We start from the raw sequence: 20,391 nt of genomic DNA, 5'->3' as shown, positions 1-20,391 counted from the left end.
CCGCACAAGTCCCCTTCCGAAGCCGTCTCCCGTCAGGTAGCGATAGCGCATGAAACTGATCGTGGATCGAATTGGATGTGAGCGCGGCGGGCGGCGTGTGCTGGGTGACGTCTCCCTGACGTTGCAGGCAGGTCAGGGCATCGCGCTGCGCGGGCCGAACGGCGTTGGCAAATCGACGCTGATCCGCGCCCTGTGCGGTCTGCTTCCGGTGACGGGACGGGCGGAGTTGGACGGCAGGAAACTCGGCTCCGACGAATGGACCGATCTGATCGCGTACACAGGACATCGTGACGCCATCAAATCGGTTCTCACCGTGGGGGAGAATCTGCGCTTCTGGGCGGCGCTCCATGGGGGGGACGCGAATGCCGCCCTCGACCGGTTCGACCTGATGCCGATCGCGGACCGGCCCGCGGGCCTGTGTTCCGCGGGACAAAAGCGCAGGCTGGGACTGGCGCGGCTGGTCCTGTCCCGACGGCCGTTATGGTTGCTGGACGAACCGACCGTTTCGCTGGATGCCGAACATACGCGGATATTCGGGGATATTCTCTCAACTCATCTGGACGTCGGCGGTCTGGCCATCGTTGCCACGCATATCGACCTGGGCCTTGCGCTGCGCCCACATGTCCTGACACCACCCTCGGCTGCGCCCGAGGACGCGTCCGATCCATTCCTGACGGGTGACTATCTGTGAGCCCCCTCCGCGCCTTGCTGGAGAGAGAGGTCCGGCTGGCGGTCCGGGCCGGTGGTGGCGCGGGGCTGGGCCTCGCCTTCTTTCTGATCGTGACGCTGCTGGCGCCCCTCGGCATCGGGCCGGATCAGACGCTGCTGGCGCAGGTGGCCCCCGGTCTGTTGTGGGTCGCGGCACTGCTGGCGTGTCTGCTGTCGCTCGACCGTCTCTTTCAGGCGGATCATGAGGATGGGACGCTGGACATCCTCGCCCTGTCCCCCCTGCCGCTGGAGGGGATCGTCGCGGTCAAGATGATGGCGCACTGGGTGACAACCGGCCTGCCGCTGGTGATCGCCGCGCCCGTGCTGGCCCTGACGCTGAACATGCCCGATGCGGCCCAACCGATGCTGATCCTCGGGCTTGCCATCGGCACCCCGGCGCTGTCCGCAATCGGCGCGGTCGGCGCCGCGATTACCGTAGGTCTGCGTCGGGGGGGCTTGCTGCTGTCGCTGCTGGTGCTTCCGCTCTATGTTCCCACGCTGATCTTCGGTGCGCAGATCGCCAGTCGGGCGGGTGATGGGGTGGAGGCTGGTGCCTCCCTGCCGTTCCTTGCCGGAATATCTTTGCTCAGCCTGTCCGCAGGCCCCTTCGTCGCAGCCGCCGCGCTGCGCGTGAACCTCAGATAGGAGTGCTGCGATGCCCCGTCACGATGCCCCCGATGTCGCATTCTATCCGCCGGTGCTGTTCGCGGGTGCCCCTATTGCGGCGATGATACTGGACTGGATCATACCGCTCGACATCCTGGGCAAGGGGCCGATTCAGATCGCGGCCGGCTTCGTGATCCTGATCGTCGCGATGACCCTCGGCCTGTGGGGGATCGTTGCGTTCAAGCGCGCGGGCACGAATGTCAGCCCGCACGCCTCGGCGCTGATCGTGGTCACCAATGGGCCGTACAGGTTCACCCGCAACCCGATGTATCTGGGGATTGCTCTCTTCCAACTGGGTCTTGGGCTGGCGGCATCGCTCGACTGGTCCGTCATTATTGCACCGCTGGTGCTGGCGGCGCTGCACTATGGCGTTGTTCTGCGCGAAGAAGCGTATCTGACCGCGAAATTCGGCGCACCCTATACCGAATACCTCGACAAGACGCGCCGCTGGCTGTGATCGGCCGGCGGCTGAGGTTCGGGCTGATCCAGGATCACTGACAGCCAATTGCCATATGCGACGAAGGCCCTAACCCGCCGATTGCGCCCGCACCCGCGCGGCGCTATATGCCGGTCATGTTGGATCGCGCCCATAACAAACCTGATTTGCCTGCCGAGATTGCCCGGCGGCGGACCTTTGCCATCATCTCGCACCCCGATGCGGGAAAAACGACCCTGACGGAGAAGTTCCTGCTATATGGCGGCGCGATCCAGATGGCCGGGCAGGTCCGGGCGAAGGGTGAGGCCCGGCGCACGCGGTCCGACTTCATGCAGATGGAAAAGGACCGGGGCATTTCCGTCTCCGCCTCCGCCATGTCGTTCGAGTTCGGGACGTTCTGGTTCAATCTGGTCGATACGCCCGGCCACTCCGACTTCTCGGAGGATACCTATCGCACGCTGACCGCCGTGGATGCCGCCGTGATGGTGATCGACGGGGCCAAGGGCGTGGAAAGCCAGACCCAGAAACTGTTCGAGGTGTGCCGCCTGCGCGATCTGCCGATCCTGACCTTCTGTAACAAGATGGACCGGGAAAGCCGCGATACGTTCGAGATCATCGACGAGATTCAGGAAAACCTCGCCATCGACGTGACACCCGCCAGTTGGCCAATCGGCGTCGGGCGCGACTTCCTCGGCTGTTACGACATGCTCAACGATCGGCTGGAACTGATGGACCGCGCCGATCGCAACACGGTGGCAAAAAGCGTTTCCATCGAAGGGCTGGACGACCCCAAACTGGAACAGCACATCCCCGCCGACCTGTTGGAGAAGCTGCGCGAGGATGTGGAGATGGCGCGCGAGTTGCTGCCGGCCTTTGACCGCCAGAATTTCCTCGACGGTACTTTGACCCCGATCTGGTTCGGCTCCGCCATCAACTCGTTCGGGGTGCGCGAACTGATGCGGGGGATCGGTGATTTCGGACCGGAGCCGCAGGTTCGTCCGGCAGAGCCGCGCGCCGTTTCACCGGATGAGAACAAGGTCGCGGGTTTCGTGTTCAAGGTTCAGGCCAACATGGACCCCAAGCACCGCGACCGCGTGGCCTTCGTCCGCCTGTGTTCCGGCCATTTCAAACGCGGGATGAAGGTGCATCATGTCCGCAGCAAGAAGCCGATGGCCGTCTCGAACCCCGTCATGTTCCTGGCCAGCGACCGCGAACTGGCCGAGGAAGCCTGGGCTGGCGACATCATCGGCATTCCCAACCACGGCCAGCTGCGCATCGGCGATGCCCTGACCGAGGGGGAAGACCTGAAATTCACCGGCATCCCCTCCTTCGCACCGGAATTGCTGCAAAGCGTGCGGGCGGGCGATCCGTTGAAAGCCAAGCATCTGGACAAGGCCCTGCAACAGTTCGCCGAGGAAGGCGCGGCCAAGATCTTCAAACCGATGATCGGTTCCGGCGCCATTGTCGGCGTTGTTGGACAGTTGCAGTTCGAGGTTCTGGCCAGCCGCATCGAGCTGGAATACGGCCTGCCCGTCCGGTTCGAGCCGTCCCAATTCACCTCCGCCCGCTGGATCAGCGGTCCGCAGGCGGAGATCGACCGTTTCGCAAATGCGAACAAGGGTCACATGGCGATGGACCACGATGGCGATCCGGTTTTCCTGACGCGCCTGCAATGGGATATCGACCGGGTGGAGAGGGACTGGCCAGACCTGAAACTGACAGCGATCAAGCAGATGATGGTCTGAGCGGACTAGCGGTTTTTCCGCATTTCACGCAGCGTGCGCAGATGCTCCTGTTTTTCCTGATCCGTACGCGGGCGCACGACCGTGCGCTCCTCCGCCATGGCCTTCATTAGCCGCCGAATGCCATAGAGGATGCTGAAAACCAGCACACCGCCCACAACGATGGCGATGGTTTCCCAGAACTGCATCGACGTCTGAAGGACGTCACATACCCAATCGCAATGCTCACGCTCGTGACCCGGCACGTAGCGATGGCCGATATGTTCGTCGATGTCTTCCATGTTCATATGCGTTTCAGTTGGAGGGGGTTACGGTCTGTGAAAATTCATACATTTCATCGCACGACGTCCTATTTTCAGCCGGGAGGCTATCGCACCTGCCGTAGCAGAAGCAGTTCATGCTACGATTCCCCTGCATTCGTTCAGCCCACTCAACTTGGGAATGGAAAAAGCTCGAATTGTGGCGCAGGTGAATTTCAGTCGACGAAGGCCTTCTCGATCACGAAATCGCCGGGCGCGGAATTTGAACCCTCGCGCATGCCGGCATCTTCACAGATCTGCTTGTGATCCTTGAGCATGTCCAGCGACCCGCAGATCATCACGCGATCCGTCGCCGGGTCCAGCGGGGCGCCTGTCGCCTCCGCGAAACGGCCATCGCGCAACCAGTCGGTCATCCGCCCCATCAGTTGCGACGGCTCGCGCGTGGTGGTGCCGATGAAGCGCAGTTTGTTCCCGACAATCTCCGGCAGGAATTCATGATCGGCAATGCCCGAAATCAGGTGGCGGCCATAGTCCAGTTCGGCCACCTCCCGGCAGGTCTGCGTCAGGATCACTTCGTCGAACTTCTCGTAGGTTTCGGGATCACGGATCACGCTGGCAAAGGGTGCGATACCCGTTCCCGTTGAAAACAGGATCAGACGTTTGCCCGGCGTCAATGCATCGTGGACCAGCGTTCCCACAGGCTTGGCCCGCATCACGATCTCATCCCCGACCTTGAGGTGGCGAAGGCGCGATGTCAGCGGCCCGTCCTCTACCTTGATCGAGTAGAATTCCAGCTCGTCGTCCCAGGCGGGGCTGGCGATCGAATAGGCCCGCAACAGAGGCCTTTCCCCATCCACCAAACCGATCATGGCGAACTCACCCGATCTGAAGCGCAGCGTTTCGGGCCGCTCACAGGTGAAGCTGAAGGTGCGATCGGTCCAGTGCGTAACGGACGTGACCTTCAGAAAGACCACCCCCTGCAATCCCCTGGGCAGATCTTCGAGCGGTGTGGCGGAAGAGTAGGTCATCGCGGGCTCCTTTGGCCGCGCAATTAACCGCCCCCGGCGGTTCGCGCAAGCCGATGTCCCGTACTCTCGCGGCAAAATCGTCGCAGAAGGCGCCAAACCAGCAAGTTTCATTGACAATTCTACGATCAACAGGCATGACGCGACCAGTTACGAAAGCGCCACCGATACGGGTGGCTCCGGTCGCTGCAGTGAAGGCGGCCCATCTGGTGTCGCATTTGAACCGCGCGAAGGAAACACATGACAAAATTCTCCGATCTGCATCTCGATGAGAAGGTCCTCAAGGCCATCGACGAAGCCGGCTATACCGCGCCGACACCGATTCAGGAGCAGGCGATTCCCCACGCCCTGATGGGCAAGGACGTGCTGGGCATCGCCCAGACCGGAACGGGCAAGACGGCCAGCTTCACCCTGCCGATGATCACCATTCTCGCACAGGGTCGCGCAAAGGCGCGGATGCCGCGTTCGCTGATTCTGTGCCCCACCCGGGAACTTGCCGCCCAGGTGGCGGAAAATTTCGAGACCTACGGAAAATATCACAAGTTGAGCATGGCCCTGCTGATCGGCGGCGTCAGCTTCAAGGATCAAGACAAGCTGATCGACCGCGGCGTGGACGTTCTGATCGCCACACCGGGCCGCCTGCTGGACCATCACGAGCGCGGCAAGCTGATGCTGACCGGCGTGCAGGTCATGGTGGTGGATGAGGCCGACCGGATGCTCGACATGGGGTTCATACCCGATATCGAACGGATCTTCGGCCTGACGCCGTTTACCCGTCAGACACTGTTCTTCTCCGCCACCATGGCGCCGGAAATTACCCGCATTACCGAGACATTCCTGCACAATCCAGTTCGTGTTGAGGTGGCCCGTCAGGCGACCACGTCCGAGACGATCGAACAGGCCGTCGTGCTGCACCGTCCAGCCGGTCGTACCGGAGCAGACGCCGAAAAGCGTGACGTCCTGCGCCGCGTGATCGAGGCGGAGACCGAGCTGACCAACGGCATCATCTTCTGCAACCGCAAGCGCGACGTCGACATCGTTGCGAAATCGCTGAAAAAGCACGGCATGGATGCGGCTGCGATCCACGGCGATCTGGATCAGAGCGTGCGCATGAAGACGCTCACAGGGTTCCGCGATGGCGAATTGAAGCTGCTGGTCGCCTCCGATGTGGCGGCGCGCGGTCTCGACATTCCGAACGTGTCACACGTCTTCAACTACGACGTGCCGATCCATTCCGAGGATTACGTCCACCGTATCGGCCGCACCGGCCGGGCCGGGCGCAAGGGCAAGGCGATCATGCTGTGCTTCCCGCATGAGGAAAAATACCTCGACAAGATCGAGGAGCTGGTGAAAAAGCCGATCCCCCGTCTGGAAAGCCCGCTGAAATCGGACAAGGCCCCTGACCCCGACACCGCCGAGACCGAGGAAAAGCCCACCCGCAGCCGTTCGCGCAGCAGATCGCGCAAGACGGAGGACAAGCCGGTCGAACAGACCGCCGCCCCTGTCGAGCACAAGGCGGAACCCGCCGAGCAGACCAAACAGGACGCGCCGGAGCAGAAGCCCGCTCAGGAAAGGTCCCGTGGCGGGCGCGGTCGCAACCGCAATGCGGACCAGCAGCAGGACGGAAACCGCAACGCATCGGCGGAGCGGAACAACACGAACGATCGTAACACCAACGACCGGCAGGATCGCGGCAACAACCGTGGCCGCGGGCGGGGGGGACGCGGTGACGACAATCGCGTCGTCGGCATGGGCGACCACGTTCCCGCCTTCATGTTGCGAGAGATCAAGCTGCCCAGCCAGACCCGGGCCGCAGCGAAGGATAAGGACGAGCCGTCCACCGATAACGGTTCTGAGGGTGCCGCCGCCTGATACGACGGTTCACTGTTCAATAAAAAAGGCCTCGGCGATTGTTCGCCGAGGCCTTTTTGTTGGGTAAATCCCACCTCAGTCTTCGAGGCGGTTGATCATCACGATAACTTCCGGCTTCTTGCCAATCATGCGGTTGGTCCGGTTCGAGGCAGCCTGCGTTACCAGCTTCTCCACCGCTTCGTCATCCGAGCGCAACTTCTTCTTTGCGCGCTCCAACTCCTGCGTGATGCCCTTCTCCAACTCGGCCTGAAGCGCAGCTTCCTTGCCGTTCACGCTCGTGAACAGACCCTTCGCCTCGACCCAGGCATCGCCGACCAGATCGCTGTTCTCATCAAACACGATGTTCACGACCAACATGCCGCGCATGGCCATGCGCAGACGATCCCGCACGATGCCGTCCATCGCACCGTACATTACCGTTCCATCGACGTAGCGACGCCCGGTTTCGATCATCTCGACGATCTTCGGCTCGTTACCGGTCAGCTCGACAAGGGCGCCGTTCGGGGCGACCACGGGGCTGTAACCGCCCGCCGCACCCAATTTCGCGTGCTCGCGCAGGTGACGGTATTCGCCGTGCATCGGGATCAGGAACTGCGGCTTGACCAGATTGTGCATCGTCTCCAGATCGGGACGGTTCGCGTGGCCGGATACGTGGTACAATCCGCCCTCATCCCCGATCACATCAACGCCCTGCATTGCGAACTGGTTTTCGATATAGGCGACGCCGATCTCATTCCCCGGGATGACCTTGGAGGAGAACAGGAACGTGTCGCCGTCCTTCATGCTCAGCTTGCCATAGCCACCGCGCGCCAATTGGGCCGAGGCCGCCCGCCGCTCCCCTTGTGAGCCGGAGGCCAGTACCATCACGTTCTCCGCCGGCAGGTTTGCGGCGTCATTCACGTCCACGATGTCGGGGAAGTCGGTCAGCAGGCCCACCTTGCGCGCCGTCGCGATCATCTTGTGCATCGCGCGTCCGATGACGACAATGGACCGGTCCGCAGCCTTTCCGGCCAGCGCCAGCGTGCGCAGACGCGCCACATTCGATGCGAATGTCGTTGCCACGACCATGCCGGGCTGCGAGCGCAGCAGTTCGGTGATCGGGCCGACCAGCTCGGATTCCGAACGCCCCGGTGACTTCGAGAACACGTTGGTGGAATCGCAGACCAGCGCCAGAACGCCGTCCTTCGACACGTCCATGATCGCCTCCGGGCTGAACGGCTCACCAACCTGCGGGTTCGCATCAACCTTGAAATCGCCTGTGTGGATCACGCGGCCTGCGGGGCTGTCGATAACCAGGGCGGAGCTTTCCGGGACCGAGTGACTGATCGGCAGGAAGCCCACCTTGAACGGTCCGGCCTCCACGACCTCGGGCCAGGGGCCGACGGTGCGGATCTCATCGGGGTTGACGCCCGCTTCCTCCATCTTGCCGCGCGCGATCTCGGCCGTGAATTCACGCGCGTAGACCGGGGCCTTCAACTGTGGCCACAGACGTCCGATCGCGCCGACATGATCCTCATGCGCATGGGTGATGAAGATAGCGTCCAGCGCGTGTGCCTTGCTGGTGATGAACTCGGGATCGGCAGTAATCAGATCAACACCGGGGGAGCTGTCCATATCCGGGAACGCCACGCCCGCGTCGACCATGATCCAGCGGCGCTTACGCTCCGGTCCATAGCCATACAAATACATGTTCATTCCGATTTCGCCTGCCCCACCGAGGGCTACATAGACGAGGCTGTCATTCTTGCTCATTCATAGTCTTTCTGTTGTGTTCATTGATCAGGACGAGACCATGCATGGTCAGTTCCGTATCGATATGATCGAAAATTTCGGTTCCCTGATCGAATAGCGTGGATAATCCACCGGTCGCGACGATCTTCATTGGGCGGTCGCGTTCGCCTCTAATCTGTTTGCAGATGCCCTCGATCAGGCCGACATAGCCCCAGAAGACGCCCGATTGCATGCAGGCCACGGTGTTGGTCCCGATAACCCGCTGGGGCTTCGTCACATCTATGTTCGGAAGAGCCGCTGCCGCTTCATGTAGGGCCTTGATGCTCAGATTAACACCGGGGGCGATAACGCCGCCAATATACGCTCCGTCAGTATCGATCACATCGAAGGTGGTGGCAGTGCCGAAATCCACCACGATCAGATCGCCGCCGAACTTGTCGTAGCCGGAAACGGTGTTGACCAGCCGGTCCGCACCGACAATCGTTCCCTCATCCACACGCACGTCGACGGGCAATTCGCAGTCCGGCTTGCCCACAACCAGCGGCCGGCAATGATAATACCGATCCGAAAGCAGACGCAGGTTGAACACAACTTGCGGCACGACGGAGGAGATGACGACGCTGTCGATCGCGATGTTCAGCCCGTGGAATTCCAGCAACTGGCGCAGCCAGACATAATACTGATCCGCCGTTCGCGCGGCATAGGTTGAACAGCGCCATTCGCCCAGAAACGACTGGCCGTCATGGACCGCGAAAACCGTGTTCGTATTGCCGACATCGACGGTCAAAAGCATCACTTACCCCGCTTCGTTGAAGTAGATTTCAGCCGCGGGCAATCGCTGAATGCCCTCCGCCGTGGACAGTAGCAATGCGCCGTCGGCGTCGATCCCGTCGAACCTGCCAGACAGTTCATGTTGGGCGAAGCGGGCGACAATCGGTTGCCCCAAACGGGTGGCGCCCCGCATCCATTCAGCCTGTTGCGGGTCGAACCCCTCCCGCAGCAGTCGGGCCTCACGCTCCGCGAAGGCTGGTGCCAAGGCATCCAGCATATCCTCCGCGCCGATCAACTGGCCGCTCGCGCTCAGCAAATCTATAGGGGCGGTGCTGCCCTGCTCCAGCACGGAATGCGCCGGGGCGGCGGCCAGATTGATCCCGATCCCGATCAGCAGGACATCCCCCCGGCTTTCAAGCAAAATTCCCGCCAGCTTCCGACCACGGCACAGCACGTCATTGGGCCATTTGAGCGAAAACAAAGCGGGCTGTCCTGTCAGTTCGCTGAGCGCATCACGCAAGGCAAGCGCCGCCGTGAAGGAGCGCAAGGAACGCCGATGAACCGCGTCTTTCGGGCGCAGGGCAAGGGTGGCAGCGAAGTTGCCGGTCGGCATCTGCCATGGCCTGCCCCGCCGGCCCGTTCCACTGGTCTGACGATGCGCCAGCACCCAGACCGGCGCGTCATCGCTGCGGGCGAACGCCTGTGTCTGCGTGCTGTCGGCCTCCTCCAGAACGACGCGCGCGGTGCCCTCGGGCCACCCCATCATCTAGTTGAACAGCGAGGCGGCGGCCTGTACGGCCAAGGTTTCCACTCCGAACATCTGCGCGAATGAGCCGAGCAGCAGCACCACAGCAGATGCCGTCAGAGCGATCCCATGCGCCAGCGGCATACGGCCCGTCAGCGGATCGATATCCTCACCGAAATACATCAACTTGACGATGCGCAGATAGTAGAATGCACTGATCACGCTGGCCACGACGCCCAGGATCGCCAATGGGATCAGCCCCGCGTCCACAGCGGCGGCAAACACATAATATTTCGAAAAGAAGCCCAGCATCGGCGGGATGCCCGCCATACTGAACATCAGAATGGCCAGTGCGAAGGCCCTGCCCGGCGCCACCGTCGAATACTGGTTCAACGCCCCGATATCGGTGATCGGGCGGCCGTCACGCTCCATGTTCAAAATGAATGCGAACGTGCCGACATTCATGACCACGTAGATCGCCATATAAATTAGCAAGGACGCGACACCCGCCTGTGTCCCCGCCGCCAGCCCGATGAGAGCAAATCCCATATGACCGATGGAGGAATAGGCCATCAGGCGCTTGATGTTGGTCTGACCAATGGCCGCGATGGAGCCGAGAAACATCGAGAAGATGGCGAGGAATGTCAAAATCTGCTGCCAATCCGCCACCGCTGCGCCGAACCCATCGAGCAGCACCCGCGCGAACATCCCGGCCGCCGCGACCTTCGGCGCGGTTGCGAAAAACGCTGTAACTGGCGTCGGCGATCCCTCGTACACGTCCGGCGTCCACATATGGAACGGCGCGGCAGAAATCTTGAATGCCAGACCGGTGGTCAGGAAGACCAGACCGATCAGCAGACCCATCGAGATGCCTTCGTCCACGATAATGGCAGAAATCCCAGCAAAGACCGTGGTGCCGGTATAGCCGTAGACCAGGCTCGCCCCGTAGAGCAGCAAACCCGAACTGAGCGCACCCAAAACGAAGTATTTCAATCCCGCCTCGGTCGAGCGCAGGCTGTCGCGCCGGAATGCGGCGACGACGTAAAGCGCGAGGGATTGCAATTCCAGGCCCATATACAGCGACATCAGATCGCCCGCTGACACCATCATCATCATGCCGACACAAGCCAGCGCGATCAGTACCGGGAACTCGAACTTCATCAAGTCATAGCGCTTGAGGTATTCCCGGCTAAGCAACAGCATGATCGACGCGCCCAGCAGCAACGTCACCTTGGTAAAACGCGCGAAGCCGTCATCGACGAACGCCCCGTTAAACGCGATATGCGTTCCCTCGGAGCGCGTACCGACGACCAGCGCCAGAATCGCGAGCACCGCAACTGTTGCGAAGAGGATGAATTCCGCCTGCTTGTCCTTGCCCGCGAAGACGCCGAAAATCAGCGCGATCATCGCGAATCCGGCGAGCAGCAGCTCAGGCAGAACAATCGTGAGGTTTTCGCTCAACATCTCAGTGTCCCGTCGTCATATGTGGCGCGGTATCGGCAACCATACCTGCCTCCTCCAGCGCGAAATTATAGGAGTCGAGCAATGCCTCGACGCTCGGCCCGATGATGTCGGTCACCAGACTGGGGTAAACGCCCAACAGCAGGGTGAAGAACACGAACGGAACGAAAAGCAGCTTCTCGCGCCGATCCATATCCGTGATCGTGCTCAGACTTTCCTTGACCAAATCGCCAAATACCACGCGACGATACAGCCACAGCGCATATCCCGCGGACAGGATCACTCCGGTTGCTGCGCCGAACGCAACCCAGGTGTTCGCCTGGAAGGCCCCCGACAATGTCAGGAATTCCCCGACGAAACCGGACGTTCCCGGCAGGCCGACATTGCCCATCGTGAACAACAGGAAGATCAACGCGAACGCCGGCATCCGGTTTACCAACCCACCGAAGGCCGCAATCTCACGCGTGTGCATACGGTCGTAAATCACGCCGACGGCAAGGAACAGCGCACCCGAAATGAACCCGTGAGAGATCATCTGGAAAATCGCCCCATCGACGCCCTGCTGGTTCGCCGCGAAAATACCCATTGTCACGAAGCCCATATGCGCGACGGAGGAATAGGCAATCAGCTTCTTCATGTCGTCCTGCACCAGCGCGACCAGCGAGGTGTAGATGATCGCGATAACCGACAACGCAAAGACGAAGTTCGCCATGATGTCGGAGGCCACCGGGAACATGGGCAGACTGAACCGCAGGAACCCGTAGCCGCCCATTTTCAACAGGATCGCCGCCAGAACGATCGAACCCGCTGTGGGGGCCTGAACGTGCGCGTCCGGCAACCAGGTGTGAACCGGCCACATCGGCATCTTGACCGCGAAGCTAGCGAAGAAGGCCAGCCAGAGCAGCAATTGCGCCCCGCCAACGATCTCGATCCCGGCAAATTCGAAGGTCGCGAAGCTGAACTCCGTCCCCAACAGCGCCACGATGTCGGACGTGCCTGCCTCCGCGATCATGTACATCATCGCGATCAGCATCAGGACGGAACCAAGAAGCGTATAGAGGAAGAACTTGAACGCCGCGTAAACGCGATCCTTGCCGCCCCAGATACCGATGATGAAGAACATCGGGATCAGGCCCGCCTCGAAGAACAGGTAGAACAGGATCATGTCGAGCGCGCAGAACACGCCGATCATCAGGGTTTCCAGGATCAGAAACGCAATCATGTATTCCTTGACCCGGTGCGAAACGTTCCAGCTCGCCCCGATGACCAGCGGCATCAGAACGGTGGTCAGCATCACGAACAGAACGCTGATGCCATCCACACCCATGCGATAGCGTAGGCCGCCCAGCCATTCGCGATCTTCTACTAGCTGGAAATCGCTCGACGACGGGTCAAACCCAGCGAGGATGAACAGCGACAGCAGAAAGGTGATCGTGGTGACGAACAGCGCCATTATCTTGCTGTTGCGTACGGCCCATTCATCGTTGCCCCGCAGCAGCAGGCCCATTGCGACCGCCCCCAGCGCAGGCAGGAACGTCACGAATGAAAGCAATGGAATTTCCATATCAGGAGGCTCCGCGGATTGCGAACCATGTGATGATGGCGACCAGACCCGCTATCATCGCAAAGGCGTAGTGAAAGACGTAACCGGATTGAGCACGCCCGGAAATACGAGTGAGAAACGGCACGATACCCATGGCCAGACCGTTGATGCCGCCGTCGATAACCCTGCCATCGCCCTTGCGCCACAGGAACCGACCCAGCCATTTCGCCGAGCGCACGAACAGGACGTCGTAGATCTCGTCGAAATACCATTTGTTCAGCAGGAACCGGTACAGCCCAGGCATCGCGGCTGCAAGGCGTGCGGGTGTCTGCGGATTGCGAATGTAGAACATCCACGCCGTCAACAGCCCGACCAGCATCGCGATGAACGGTGAAAGGGCAACCAGCCACGGCACGTCGTGATAGGAATGCAGGACAGATTCGTCATGCGCCCCCTCGGAATCGTGCGCGGTATCGACAGCGTTGCTGCCATCCGCGAGGAGGTCTTCGCCCTCGATCTCTTCACCATGGCTATCGTCCGTAGGTTCATGCGCATCGGCAACGACGCCATGACCATCAGCGGCCATTACAGCCGGTCCACCGATCGCATCACCGAAGAATTCCTCGGCGTCGTGCCCGACGAAGCTGTTGTAGTAGACCATCCCGGCAAAGACGGCGCCGATGGCCAGAACACCCAACGGAACCGTCATTACCCAAGGGCTTTCATGCGCATGATCGTGCGTATGCGCATCCCCGCGCGGCTTGCCATAGAAGGTCAGGAACATCAGGCGCCAGCTGTAGAAACTGGTGAACAGTGCCGCGATGACCAGCGCTGTGAAGGCGAAATAGGCATGACCGGCGAAAGCACCCTCGATGATTGCGTCCTTGGACACGAACCCGGCAAAGCCGATCGGTACGCCGAACAGATCGTAGCTGAACGGAATGCCGACGCCAGTGATGGCCAGCGTGCCCAGCATCATGGCCCAGAAGGTCATGGGGATTTTCTTCCGCAGACCACCATAGTTCCTCATGTCCTGCTCGTGATGCATGGCGTGGATCACAGAACCCGCGCCGAGGAACAGCATCGCCTTGAAGGCGGCATGGGTGAACAGGTGGAACATCGCTGCCTGATAAAAGCCGACGCCCGCCGCCACGAACATGTAGCCGAGCTGTGAGCAGGTGGAATAGGCGATAACGCGCTTGATGTCGTTTTGCACCAGACCGACGGTGGCGGCGAAGAATGCGGTGAGCGCACCGATCGTCGTGATGAACCCGGCGGCATAGATCGCCTCGTCATAAACAGGCGACATCCGGCAGACCAGGAAGACACCCGCCGTCACCATGGTCGCCGCGTGGATCAGCGCGGAAACGGGTGTCGGCCCCTCCATCGCGTCGGGCAGCCATGTGTGCAGGAACAACTGCGCCGATTTGCCCATCGCACCGATGAACAACAGGAAACCGACCACTTCGAGTGCCGGCAGATCAAGCCCGAGGAAGCTGATCGACGTTGTCGTCAAGCGGTCCATCTCACCGAAGATCGTCGCAAAATCGACACTGTCGGTCAGGATGTACAGGGCGAAGATGCCCAGGATGAATCCGAAATCACCGACCCGGTTTACGATGAACGCCTTCATCGCCGCAGCCCCCGCCGTGGGCTTGCGCCAGTAGAAGCCGATCAGAAGATAGGACGCCACGCCGACGCCCTCCCAGCCGAAGAACATCTGTAGCAGATTGTCCGCCGTCACCAGCATCAGCATCGCAAAGGTGAAGAATGACAAATAGGCGAAGAAGCGCGGCTTGTACGTCTCGCCCTCGCGCCATTGCGGATCGTGATCCATGTAGCCGAAGGAATACAGATGAACGAGCGCCGATACCGTCGTGATGACGACCAACATGACGCTAGTCAACATATCCACCCGGATCGCCCAGTCCGCCACCATGGAGCCGCTGTCAATCCAGCGGGCGATGGGGATGATCTCCAGCTCCGCATCCGCGCCCAGAAAGGCGATCCAGCTCAGCAATGCGGCCAGCATTACCGCACCGGTCGTCAGGAGCATCGCCCCCTTCTCGGAGATGATGCGCCAGCCAAAACCGCCGATGATTGCCGCAATCAGCGGCGCGAACAGGATGATCTGATACATGTCAGCCCTTCATCACGTTGACGTCTTCGACCTGAATCGTCCCGCGGTTGCGGAAGAAGCAGACGAGGATCGCAAGACCGATAGCAGCCTCGGCCGCAGCGACGGTCAGGATGAACAGGGTGAACACCTGCCCCACCAGATCGCCCTGGTGCACGGAAAACGCGACCATATTGATATTTACCGCCAGCAACATCAGCTCGATCGACATCAGAATGACGATGATGTTCTTGCGGTTGAGAAAGATCCCGAAAATCCCCGTGACGAACAGCAAGGCCGCCACGATCAGGTAATGAGCAAGCCCGATCATTCGTTTTTGTCCTTGTTGCCGGCCAGCCGTCCCAGACCGTAGCCGACGACCACGGCGGCAATGATCAGAATATAGAAGATCGCGTTGTCCATGGTTTACAGTCCTTGTCCCGGTTTCACGTCTTTCATCACCACGGCTTCGGCCGGGTCACGATGCATCTGTTGCACGACGTTCTGACGCTTCACATCCGCGCGATGGCGCAGGGTCAGAACGATCGCGCCGATCATGGCCACGAACAGGATCAGACCGGCGGTCTGAAACATGAAGATGAAATCGGTATAGATGATGCTGCCCAAGGCCTTGGTATTCTCGACCATCTCGGGCGTGGGGGCGATTGCGACGCGCAGCGGGCTGGAATCGTCGGCCCACAACGTTCCGCCGATGATCAGGACCAGCTCCATGATGAGGATGATACCGATCAACAGCGCAACCGGCATGTGCTGGGCCATGCCCTGCCGCAGTTCGGCGAAATCTATGTCGAGCATCATCACCACGAACAGGAACAGCACCGCCACCGCACCGACATAGACGATCAGCAGCAGCATGGCGACGAACTCCGCCCCCATCAGCACGAAAAGCCCCGCAGCGGAGAAAAATGTGAGGATCAGCCACAATACCGAGTGTACCGGGTTGCGTGCCAAGACGACGAGCAGCCCGGAGGCCACCGCCGTGCAGGCGAAGAGGTAGAAGATGACGGCTGCGACGGTCATGGCAGTCCCTTGGTCTTGGCCGGTACAGGCGAACACGAGAGTCGCCCTTGCGGTGTGTTGCGCCGGTTCGGCGTCTCTCTAACGTGGCGACCGCTCCGGCTCAAGTCCGGGGCAGTGGGTAGTCCTTCAGCGATACGGCGCGTCGAGTTCGAGGTTGCGAGCGATCTCGACCTCCCAACGTTCCCCGTTCGCGAGCAGCTTGTCCTTATTGTAGAACAGTTCCTCGCGCGTTTCGGTCGAAAATTCGAAATTCGGCCCCTCGACGATGGCATCGACCGGGCAGGCCTCCTGACAGAAACCGCAATAAATGCATTTCGTCATGTCGATGTCGTAACGCGTCGTACGGCGCGATCCGTCCTCGCGCGGTTCGGATTCGATGGTGATCGCCTGCGCGGGGCAGATCGCCTCGCACAATTTGCAGGCGATGCACCGTTCCTCACCGTTGGGATAGCGGCGCAGGGCGTGCTCCCCACGAAAGCGCGGGCTCAAGGGGCCCTTCTCATGCGGATAGTTCAGTGTCGCCTTGGGGGCGAAGAAATACTTGAGCCCCAGTTTGAACCCGCCGAAAAAATCAGCCAGCAGGAAATATTTTGCGGCGCGTGTGTAGGTAAATGCCATGAATCAGCCCCCCGTGGTCCAGCGCGCATAGGCACCCCAGAACCAACCGTATTGTGCGAAAACCGAGACGAGTACCACCCAGCCCAGCGACAGCGGCAGGAAGACCTTCCAACCGACCCGCATCAACTGGTCGTAACGGAACCGGGGGACAACCGCCTTGGTCAGCGCGAAAATGAAAAAGAAGAACAGGACCTTGAGCACGAACCACAGGACCCCGTCGGGCAGGAACGGGACCGGGCTCAACCAACCGCCGAAGAACAGCAAGGTGGTCAGCGCGCACATCAGCACGACGGCCATCAACTCGCCGATCATGAACAACAGGAACGGGGTCGAGGAATACTCAACCTGATAACCGGCCACCAGTTCGGACTCCGCCTCGGGCAAATCGAAGGGCGGGCGGTTCGTTTCCGCCATCGCGGAGATCAGAAACAGGAAGACCATCGGGAAATGCGGCAGCCAGTACCATGAGAACAAGCCGAACGATCCGTCCTGCGCCCGCACGATCTCCGTCAAATTCAACGATCCGGTCGAAATCAACACGCCGACGATGATCAGGCCCAGTGACACCTCATAGGAAATCATCTGCGCCGCCGAGCGGAGCGAGCCGAGAAACGGATATTTAGAGTTCGAGGCCCAGCCACCCATGATGACGCCGTAGACTTCGAGCGAAGATATCGCGAAGATATACAGGATGCCGATATTCAAGTTGGCCACGACCCAGCCATCTGCGAAGGGAATGACGGCCCACGAGATGACCGCCAGAACGAAGGCGATCATCGGTGCGAGGTAGAAGACCGTCTTGTCCGCCCCGGCGGGAATCACGACCTCCTTCACGATATATTTGATGAAATCCGCGAAGCTTTGCAGCAGGCCGAAGACGCCGACGACGTTGGGCCCCTTGCGCATCTGCACTGCGGCCCAGACCTTGCGATCCGCGTACATCAGGAACGCCAGCGCGACCAGCACGCTGACCGTGACCGCCAGACATTGCGCCAGGATGATCAGGAAAACCCCGAAATTGCCGTCCCAGAAATCCATGTGTCTTCCTTCGTCTCGCCGTCGTCGTTCTAGCGCGGTGCTAAGTCAATTCCGCGCCGTCTTCCAGTGAAACCTTGCCCAGATTTCCCGATGTTGCCCAATCAGGACAGACAGCCGGGATTTCCGACCGGAAATGGTTCCACTATGTAGGTCTCCCCGACCGGTGCTGCGGTCAGGGTATAGGTGCACACGCCCGTCGTCACGGTATCGCGGTCCAGTCCGATTCCGACACCGGCATCACCCGATGTGCTGAGGACTAGCCCCCGCAGGGATGGCCGCAGCGGCCCGACCTGCGCGGTCTGCGTAATGTCCCACTGATAGGTTCGACGACCGTCCGGCAACTCCATCACCCTTGTGGGAAAGCCGATCTTGCGGGCGACCCGTTCGATGGGCTCACCCGCGAAATTGTTGCTCTGGCTCGTCGCACATGCGCCGAGCGCGAGGGTTGCCACGATCAGTACACGTGCAAAAATACTCATGATCCACTTCTCCGCCACTCATTTTGTGCCGGGATGGCGGCACAGATACGTCTTGAGCCATCCCTCACCGTCGCACATCCCTTGCCAAAATCCGGCGGGGAAAAGGCATGACGGATCATGTCTACTCCGCCGCGATCGGCAGCGCGCGTTCGTGAGCCAACTTCGACAGCTCCGCCATCACCTCGGATGCGCGGGCGATCGGGTTGGTAAGGTAATGATCCTCGACAGGGCTGCGCATGGGCTGCTCACCGCCCTGCCCGCCCTCCACCGGCCGCCACTCATTTTCGGGAACGCTGTCGATGCTGGCCAGATGCGGTACAGCCTCGAACAGAGCCTTTCGCAGCGCGAGCAGGTTGTCATAGGGCAAGGTCTGGCCCAAATGGGCCGACGCCGCGCGGATGATCGCCCAGTTGTCGCGCGCCTCACCCGGGGCGAATCCCGCCCGGTTGGCCCGCTGCGGGCGGCCTTCGGTGTTGACGAACAGGCCGTTTTCCTCAGTCCACGCAGCGCCGGGAAGGATCACATCCGCACGATGCGCGCCCCGGTCGCCATGGCTGCCCTGATAAATCACGAAGGCCCCTGCGCCGATCTCGATCTCATCCGCACCGAGGTTCCAGATCACGTCCGCGTCGTTCATCACGCCCAGAGCACTGTCATTGGTAAAGCCGATATCCATGGCCCCCACGCGACTGGCCGCAGTATGCAATACCAGCAACTTGGCGCCCAGAAGCTCGCACATGCGCATCGCGCCCGCCAGATTGGCGGTCCCGTCATCGCCAATCAGGGCGCCCTGACCGATCACGACGACGGAGGGCTTGCCCTTCTCCTCGTCGGAGACACCCTCGTCGATCATCTTGTTCAACGCGGCCGTGGTATCGCCTGCATGGTGGTAATCGTAGGTCAGATCCGCCGCTTCACCCACCAGCGCGATCTGTGCGCCGCGCAGCCAGGCCTTGCGAATACGGGCGTTCAGGACCGGTGCCTCGATACGGGGATTGGTGCCGATCAGCAGCACCTTCTCCGCCTCATCCAGATCCTCGATCCGGGCGGTGCCGGCATAGCCCGAGCGGTTGCCCGCAGGCAGCTTCGCGCCATCGGTACGACATTCCACAGCGCCGCCGAGCCCCTCGACCAGTTGCTTGAGCGCGAACATCGCCTCGACCGGGGCCAGATCGCCCGCGATACCGGCGATTTTCTTGCCATTTGCCGCCGATGCGATTGCCGCGAACGCTTCGTTCCAGCCCACGGGCGTGAGCTTGCCGCCCTTGCGCACATAGGGGCGATCCAGCCGTTGACGGCGCAATCCGTCCCAGACGAAGCGCGACTTGTCCGACAGCCATTCCTCGTTCACACCATCATGGTTGCGCGGCAGGAAACGCATGACATCACGGCCACGCGTGTCGACCCGAATGTTCGAGCAGAGCGCGTCCATCACGTCGATACTCTCGGTATGGGACAGTTCCCACGGGCGCGCGGTAAAGGCGTAAGGCTTCGACGTCAGCGCACCGACCGGGCACAGGTCGATCACGTTGCCCTGCAATTCGGAGGTCAGCATCTGGCCCAGATAGGAGGTAATCTCACTGTCCTCACCGCGACCAGTCTGGCCCATTTCGGACACACCGGCAACCTCGGTGGTGAAGCGGACGCAGCGCGTGCACGAAATGCAGCGCGTCATTTTTGTGGCGACCAGCGGGCCCAGATCGGGATCAATAGCGGAGCGCTTTTCCTCGCGGAAGCGTGAGAAATCGACGCCATAGGCCATCGCCTGATCCTGAAGATCGCATTCGCCGCCCTGATCGCAGATCGGACAGTCCAGCGGGTGGTTGATGAGCAGGAACTCCATCACCCCCTCACGCGCCTTCTTGACCATCGGCGATTTGGTTTTCACTTCGGGCGGCTCACCATCGGGACCGCCGCGCAGATCGCGCACCTGCATGGCGCAAGAGGCCGCAGGCTTCGGCGGGCCGCCGACAACCTCGACCAGACACATGCGGCAGTTGCCCGCGATGCTCAGCCGCTCGTGATAGCAAAAGCGCGGCACCTCGATGCCCGCCTGCTCACAGGCCTGAAGGATGGTAAGCGCCGGATCAACCTCGATCTCAGCCCCGTCGATGATCATTTTGCGTAGGTCGGACATAT

General features: G+C 60.9%; 19 protein-coding genes. 5 read left to right on the top strand and 14 right to left on the bottom strand.

Features of this window, described 5'->3' with window-relative positions:
• Positions 1-49 precede the first annotated feature (49 nt).
• From ccmA to G8E03_RS08365, 4 genes are all read left to right on the top strand, one after another.
• The gene (gene ccmA, locus G8E03_RS08380; RefSeq protein WP_166190618.1) at positions 50-691 is read left to right on the top strand and encodes a heme ABC exporter ATP-binding protein CcmA; all 642 of its coding nucleotides are present in this window, start codon (positions 50-52) and stop codon (positions 689-691) included.
• A complete protein-coding gene (ccmB, locus tag G8E03_RS08375; protein WP_240910310.1) occupies positions 688-1,353 on the top strand; it encodes a heme exporter protein CcmB in 666 nt (221 codons plus the stop codon). Before ccmA ends, ccmB begins: the two co-directional genes overlap by 4 nt.
• Before the next feature lie 10 nt (positions 1,354-1,363).
• Positions 1,364-1,831, top strand: a complete 468-nt coding sequence (locus tag G8E03_RS08370) for a methyltransferase family protein (RefSeq protein WP_166190616.1) — start codon at positions 1,364-1,366, stop codon at positions 1,829-1,831.
• 116 nt (positions 1,832-1,947) lie between these two features.
• On the top strand, positions 1,948-3,555 hold the full coding sequence (locus tag G8E03_RS08365; protein ID WP_166194012.1) for a peptide chain release factor 3: 1,608 nt from the start codon (positions 1,948-1,950) through the stop codon (positions 3,553-3,555).
• A 5-nt stretch (positions 3,556-3,560) separates the two neighbouring features.
• On the opposite strand, the gene G8E03_RS08360 is transcribed toward G8E03_RS08365, so the two are convergent.
• Positions 3,561-3,839, bottom strand: a complete 279-nt coding sequence (locus G8E03_RS08360) for a hypothetical protein (RefSeq protein WP_166190614.1) — start codon at positions 3,837-3,839, stop codon at positions 3,561-3,563.
• Positions 3,840-4,027: 188 nt separating this feature from the next.
• On the bottom strand, positions 4,028-4,840 hold the full coding sequence (locus G8E03_RS08355) for a ferredoxin--NADP reductase (protein WP_166190612.1): 813 nt from the start codon (positions 4,838-4,840) through the stop codon (positions 4,028-4,030).
• Between the two features lie 237 nt (positions 4,841-5,077).
• On the opposite strand from G8E03_RS08355, the gene G8E03_RS08350 reads away from it, so the two are divergent.
• On the top strand, positions 5,078-6,709 hold the full coding sequence (locus G8E03_RS08350) for a DEAD/DEAH box helicase (RefSeq protein WP_166190610.1): 1,632 nt from the start codon (positions 5,078-5,080) through the stop codon (positions 6,707-6,709).
• Positions 6,710-6,784: 75 nt separating this feature from the next.
• On the opposite strand, the gene G8E03_RS08345 is transcribed toward G8E03_RS08350, so the two are convergent.
• The 12 genes from G8E03_RS08345 to nuoG form a co-directional block, all read right to left on the bottom strand.
• Positions 6,785-8,461, bottom strand: a complete 1,677-nt coding sequence (locus G8E03_RS08345; RefSeq protein WP_166190607.1) for a ribonuclease J — start codon at positions 8,459-8,461, stop codon at positions 6,785-6,787.
• Positions 8,448-9,233 carry a type III pantothenate kinase gene (locus G8E03_RS08340; protein WP_166190605.1) on the bottom strand — a complete coding sequence of 262 codons (786 nt, stop codon included), beginning with the start codon at positions 9,231-9,233 and terminating at the stop codon, positions 8,448-8,450. The genes G8E03_RS08345 and G8E03_RS08340 overlap by 14 nt, the downstream gene beginning before the upstream one ends.
• A 3-nt stretch (positions 9,234-9,236) precedes the next feature.
• A complete protein-coding gene (locus G8E03_RS08335) occupies positions 9,237-9,974 on the bottom strand; it encodes a biotin--[acetyl-CoA-carboxylase] ligase (protein ID WP_166194009.1) in 738 nt (245 codons plus the stop codon).
• Positions 9,975-9,977: 3 nt separating this feature from the next.
• Positions 9,978-11,420 carry an NADH-quinone oxidoreductase subunit NuoN gene (gene nuoN / locus G8E03_RS08330; RefSeq protein WP_166190603.1) on the bottom strand — a complete coding sequence of 481 codons (1,443 nt, stop codon included), beginning with the start codon at positions 11,418-11,420 and terminating at the stop codon, positions 9,978-9,980.
• Position 11,421: 1 nt separating this feature from the next.
• Entirely contained in the window at positions 11,422-12,981 is a 1,560-nt protein-coding gene (locus G8E03_RS08325) for an NADH-quinone oxidoreductase subunit M (RefSeq protein ID WP_166190601.1), read from the bottom strand.
• A 1-nt stretch (position 12,982) separates the two neighbouring features.
• The gene (gene nuoL / locus G8E03_RS08320; RefSeq protein WP_166190599.1) at positions 12,983-15,100 is read right to left on the bottom strand and encodes an NADH-quinone oxidoreductase subunit L; all 2,118 of its coding nucleotides are present in this window, start codon (positions 15,098-15,100) and stop codon (positions 12,983-12,985) included.
• Between the two features lies 1 nt (position 15,101).
• Entirely contained in the window at positions 15,102-15,407 is a 306-nt protein-coding gene (nuoK, locus tag G8E03_RS08315; RefSeq protein WP_166190597.1) for an NADH-quinone oxidoreductase subunit NuoK, read from the bottom strand.
• A 95-nt stretch (positions 15,408-15,502) separates the two neighbouring features.
• A complete protein-coding gene (locus tag G8E03_RS08310; RefSeq protein ID WP_166190595.1) occupies positions 15,503-16,117 on the bottom strand; it encodes an NADH-quinone oxidoreductase subunit J in 615 nt (204 codons plus the stop codon).
• A gap of 126 nt (positions 16,118-16,243) precedes the next feature.
• On the bottom strand, positions 16,244-16,735 hold the full coding sequence (gene nuoI, locus G8E03_RS08305) for an NADH-quinone oxidoreductase subunit NuoI (RefSeq protein WP_166190593.1): 492 nt from the start codon (positions 16,733-16,735) through the stop codon (positions 16,244-16,246).
• Between the two features lie 3 nt (positions 16,736-16,738).
• Positions 16,739-17,773: an NADH-quinone oxidoreductase subunit NuoH gene (gene nuoH / locus G8E03_RS08300; protein ID WP_166190591.1), complete on the bottom strand. Its 1,035-nt coding sequence runs from the start codon at positions 17,771-17,773 to the stop codon at positions 16,739-16,741.
• A gap of 101 nt (positions 17,774-17,874) precedes the next feature.
• Entirely contained in the window at positions 17,875-18,252 is a 378-nt protein-coding gene (locus G8E03_RS08295) for a hypothetical protein (RefSeq protein WP_166190589.1), read from the bottom strand.
• 121 nt (positions 18,253-18,373) lie between these two features.
• Positions 18,374-20,389, bottom strand: coding sequence for an NADH-quinone oxidoreductase subunit NuoG (gene nuoG, locus G8E03_RS08290; protein WP_166190587.1), 2,016 nt, complete (start codon positions 20,387-20,389; stop codon positions 18,374-18,376).
• Positions 20,390-20,391: the final 2 nt, after the last annotated feature.

Source organism: Pontivivens nitratireducens, assembly GCF_011290545.1.
Taxonomy (GTDB): Bacteria; Pseudomonadota; Alphaproteobacteria; order Rhodobacterales; family Rhodobacteraceae; genus Pontivivens; species Pontivivens nitratireducens.
The sequence above is the reverse complement of the archived record's forward strand: the minus strand, read 5'-3'. Positions and strand labels throughout refer to the sequence as shown.

Coding starts and splice junctions, on each gene's coding strand:
- ccmA (WP_166190618.1), top strand. CDS start 50: ATGAAACTGATCGTGGATCGAATTGGATGTGAGCGCGGCGGGCGGCGT.
- G8E03_RS08370 (WP_166190616.1), top strand. CDS start 1,364: ATGCCCCGTCACGATGCCCCCGATGTCGCATTCTATCCGCCGGTGCTG.
- G8E03_RS08365 (WP_166194012.1), top strand. CDS start 1,948: ATGTTGGATCGCGCCCATAACAAACCTGATTTGCCTGCCGAGATTGCC.
- G8E03_RS08360 (WP_166190614.1), bottom strand. CDS start 3,839: ATGAACATGGAAGACATCGACGAACATATCGGCCATCGCTACGTGCCG.
- G8E03_RS08355 (WP_166190612.1), bottom strand. CDS start 4,840: ATGACCTACTCTTCCGCCACACCGCTCGAAGATCTGCCCAGGGGATTG.
- G8E03_RS08350 (WP_166190610.1), top strand. CDS start 5,078: ATGACAAAATTCTCCGATCTGCATCTCGATGAGAAGGTCCTCAAGGCC.
- G8E03_RS08345 (WP_166190607.1), bottom strand. CDS start 8,461: ATGAGCAAGAATGACAGCCTCGTCTATGTAGCCCTCGGTGGGGCAGGC.
- G8E03_RS08340 (WP_166190605.1), bottom strand. CDS start 9,233: ATGCTTTTGACCGTCGATGTCGGCAATACGAACACGGTTTTCGCGGTC.
- G8E03_RS08335 (WP_166194009.1), bottom strand. CDS start 9,974: ATGGGGTGGCCCGAGGGCACCGCGCGCGTCGTTCTGGAGGAGGCCGAC.
- nuoN (WP_166190603.1), bottom strand. CDS start 11,420: ATGTTGAGCGAAAACCTCACGATTGTTCTGCCTGAGCTGCTGCTCGCC.
- G8E03_RS08325 (WP_166190601.1), bottom strand. CDS start 12,981: ATGGAAATTCCATTGCTTTCATTCGTGACGTTCCTGCCTGCGCTGGGG.
- nuoL (WP_166190599.1), bottom strand. CDS start 15,100: ATGTATCAGATCATCCTGTTCGCGCCGCTGATTGCGGCAATCATCGGC.
- nuoK (WP_166190597.1), bottom strand. CDS start 15,407: ATGATCGGGCTTGCTCATTACCTGATCGTGGCGGCCTTGCTGTTCGTC.
- G8E03_RS08310 (WP_166190595.1), bottom strand. CDS start 16,117: ATGACCGTCGCAGCCGTCATCTTCTACCTCTTCGCCTGCACGGCGGTG.
- nuoI (WP_166190593.1), bottom strand. CDS start 16,735: ATGGCATTTACCTACACACGCGCCGCAAAATATTTCCTGCTGGCTGAT.
- nuoH (WP_166190591.1), bottom strand. CDS start 17,773: ATGGATTTCTGGGACGGCAATTTCGGGGTTTTCCTGATCATCCTGGCG.
- G8E03_RS08295 (WP_166190589.1), bottom strand. CDS start 18,252: ATGAGTATTTTTGCACGTGTACTGATCGTGGCAACCCTCGCGCTCGGC.
- nuoG (WP_166190587.1), bottom strand. CDS start 20,389: ATGTCCGACCTACGCAAAATGATCATCGACGGGGCTGAGATCGAGGTT.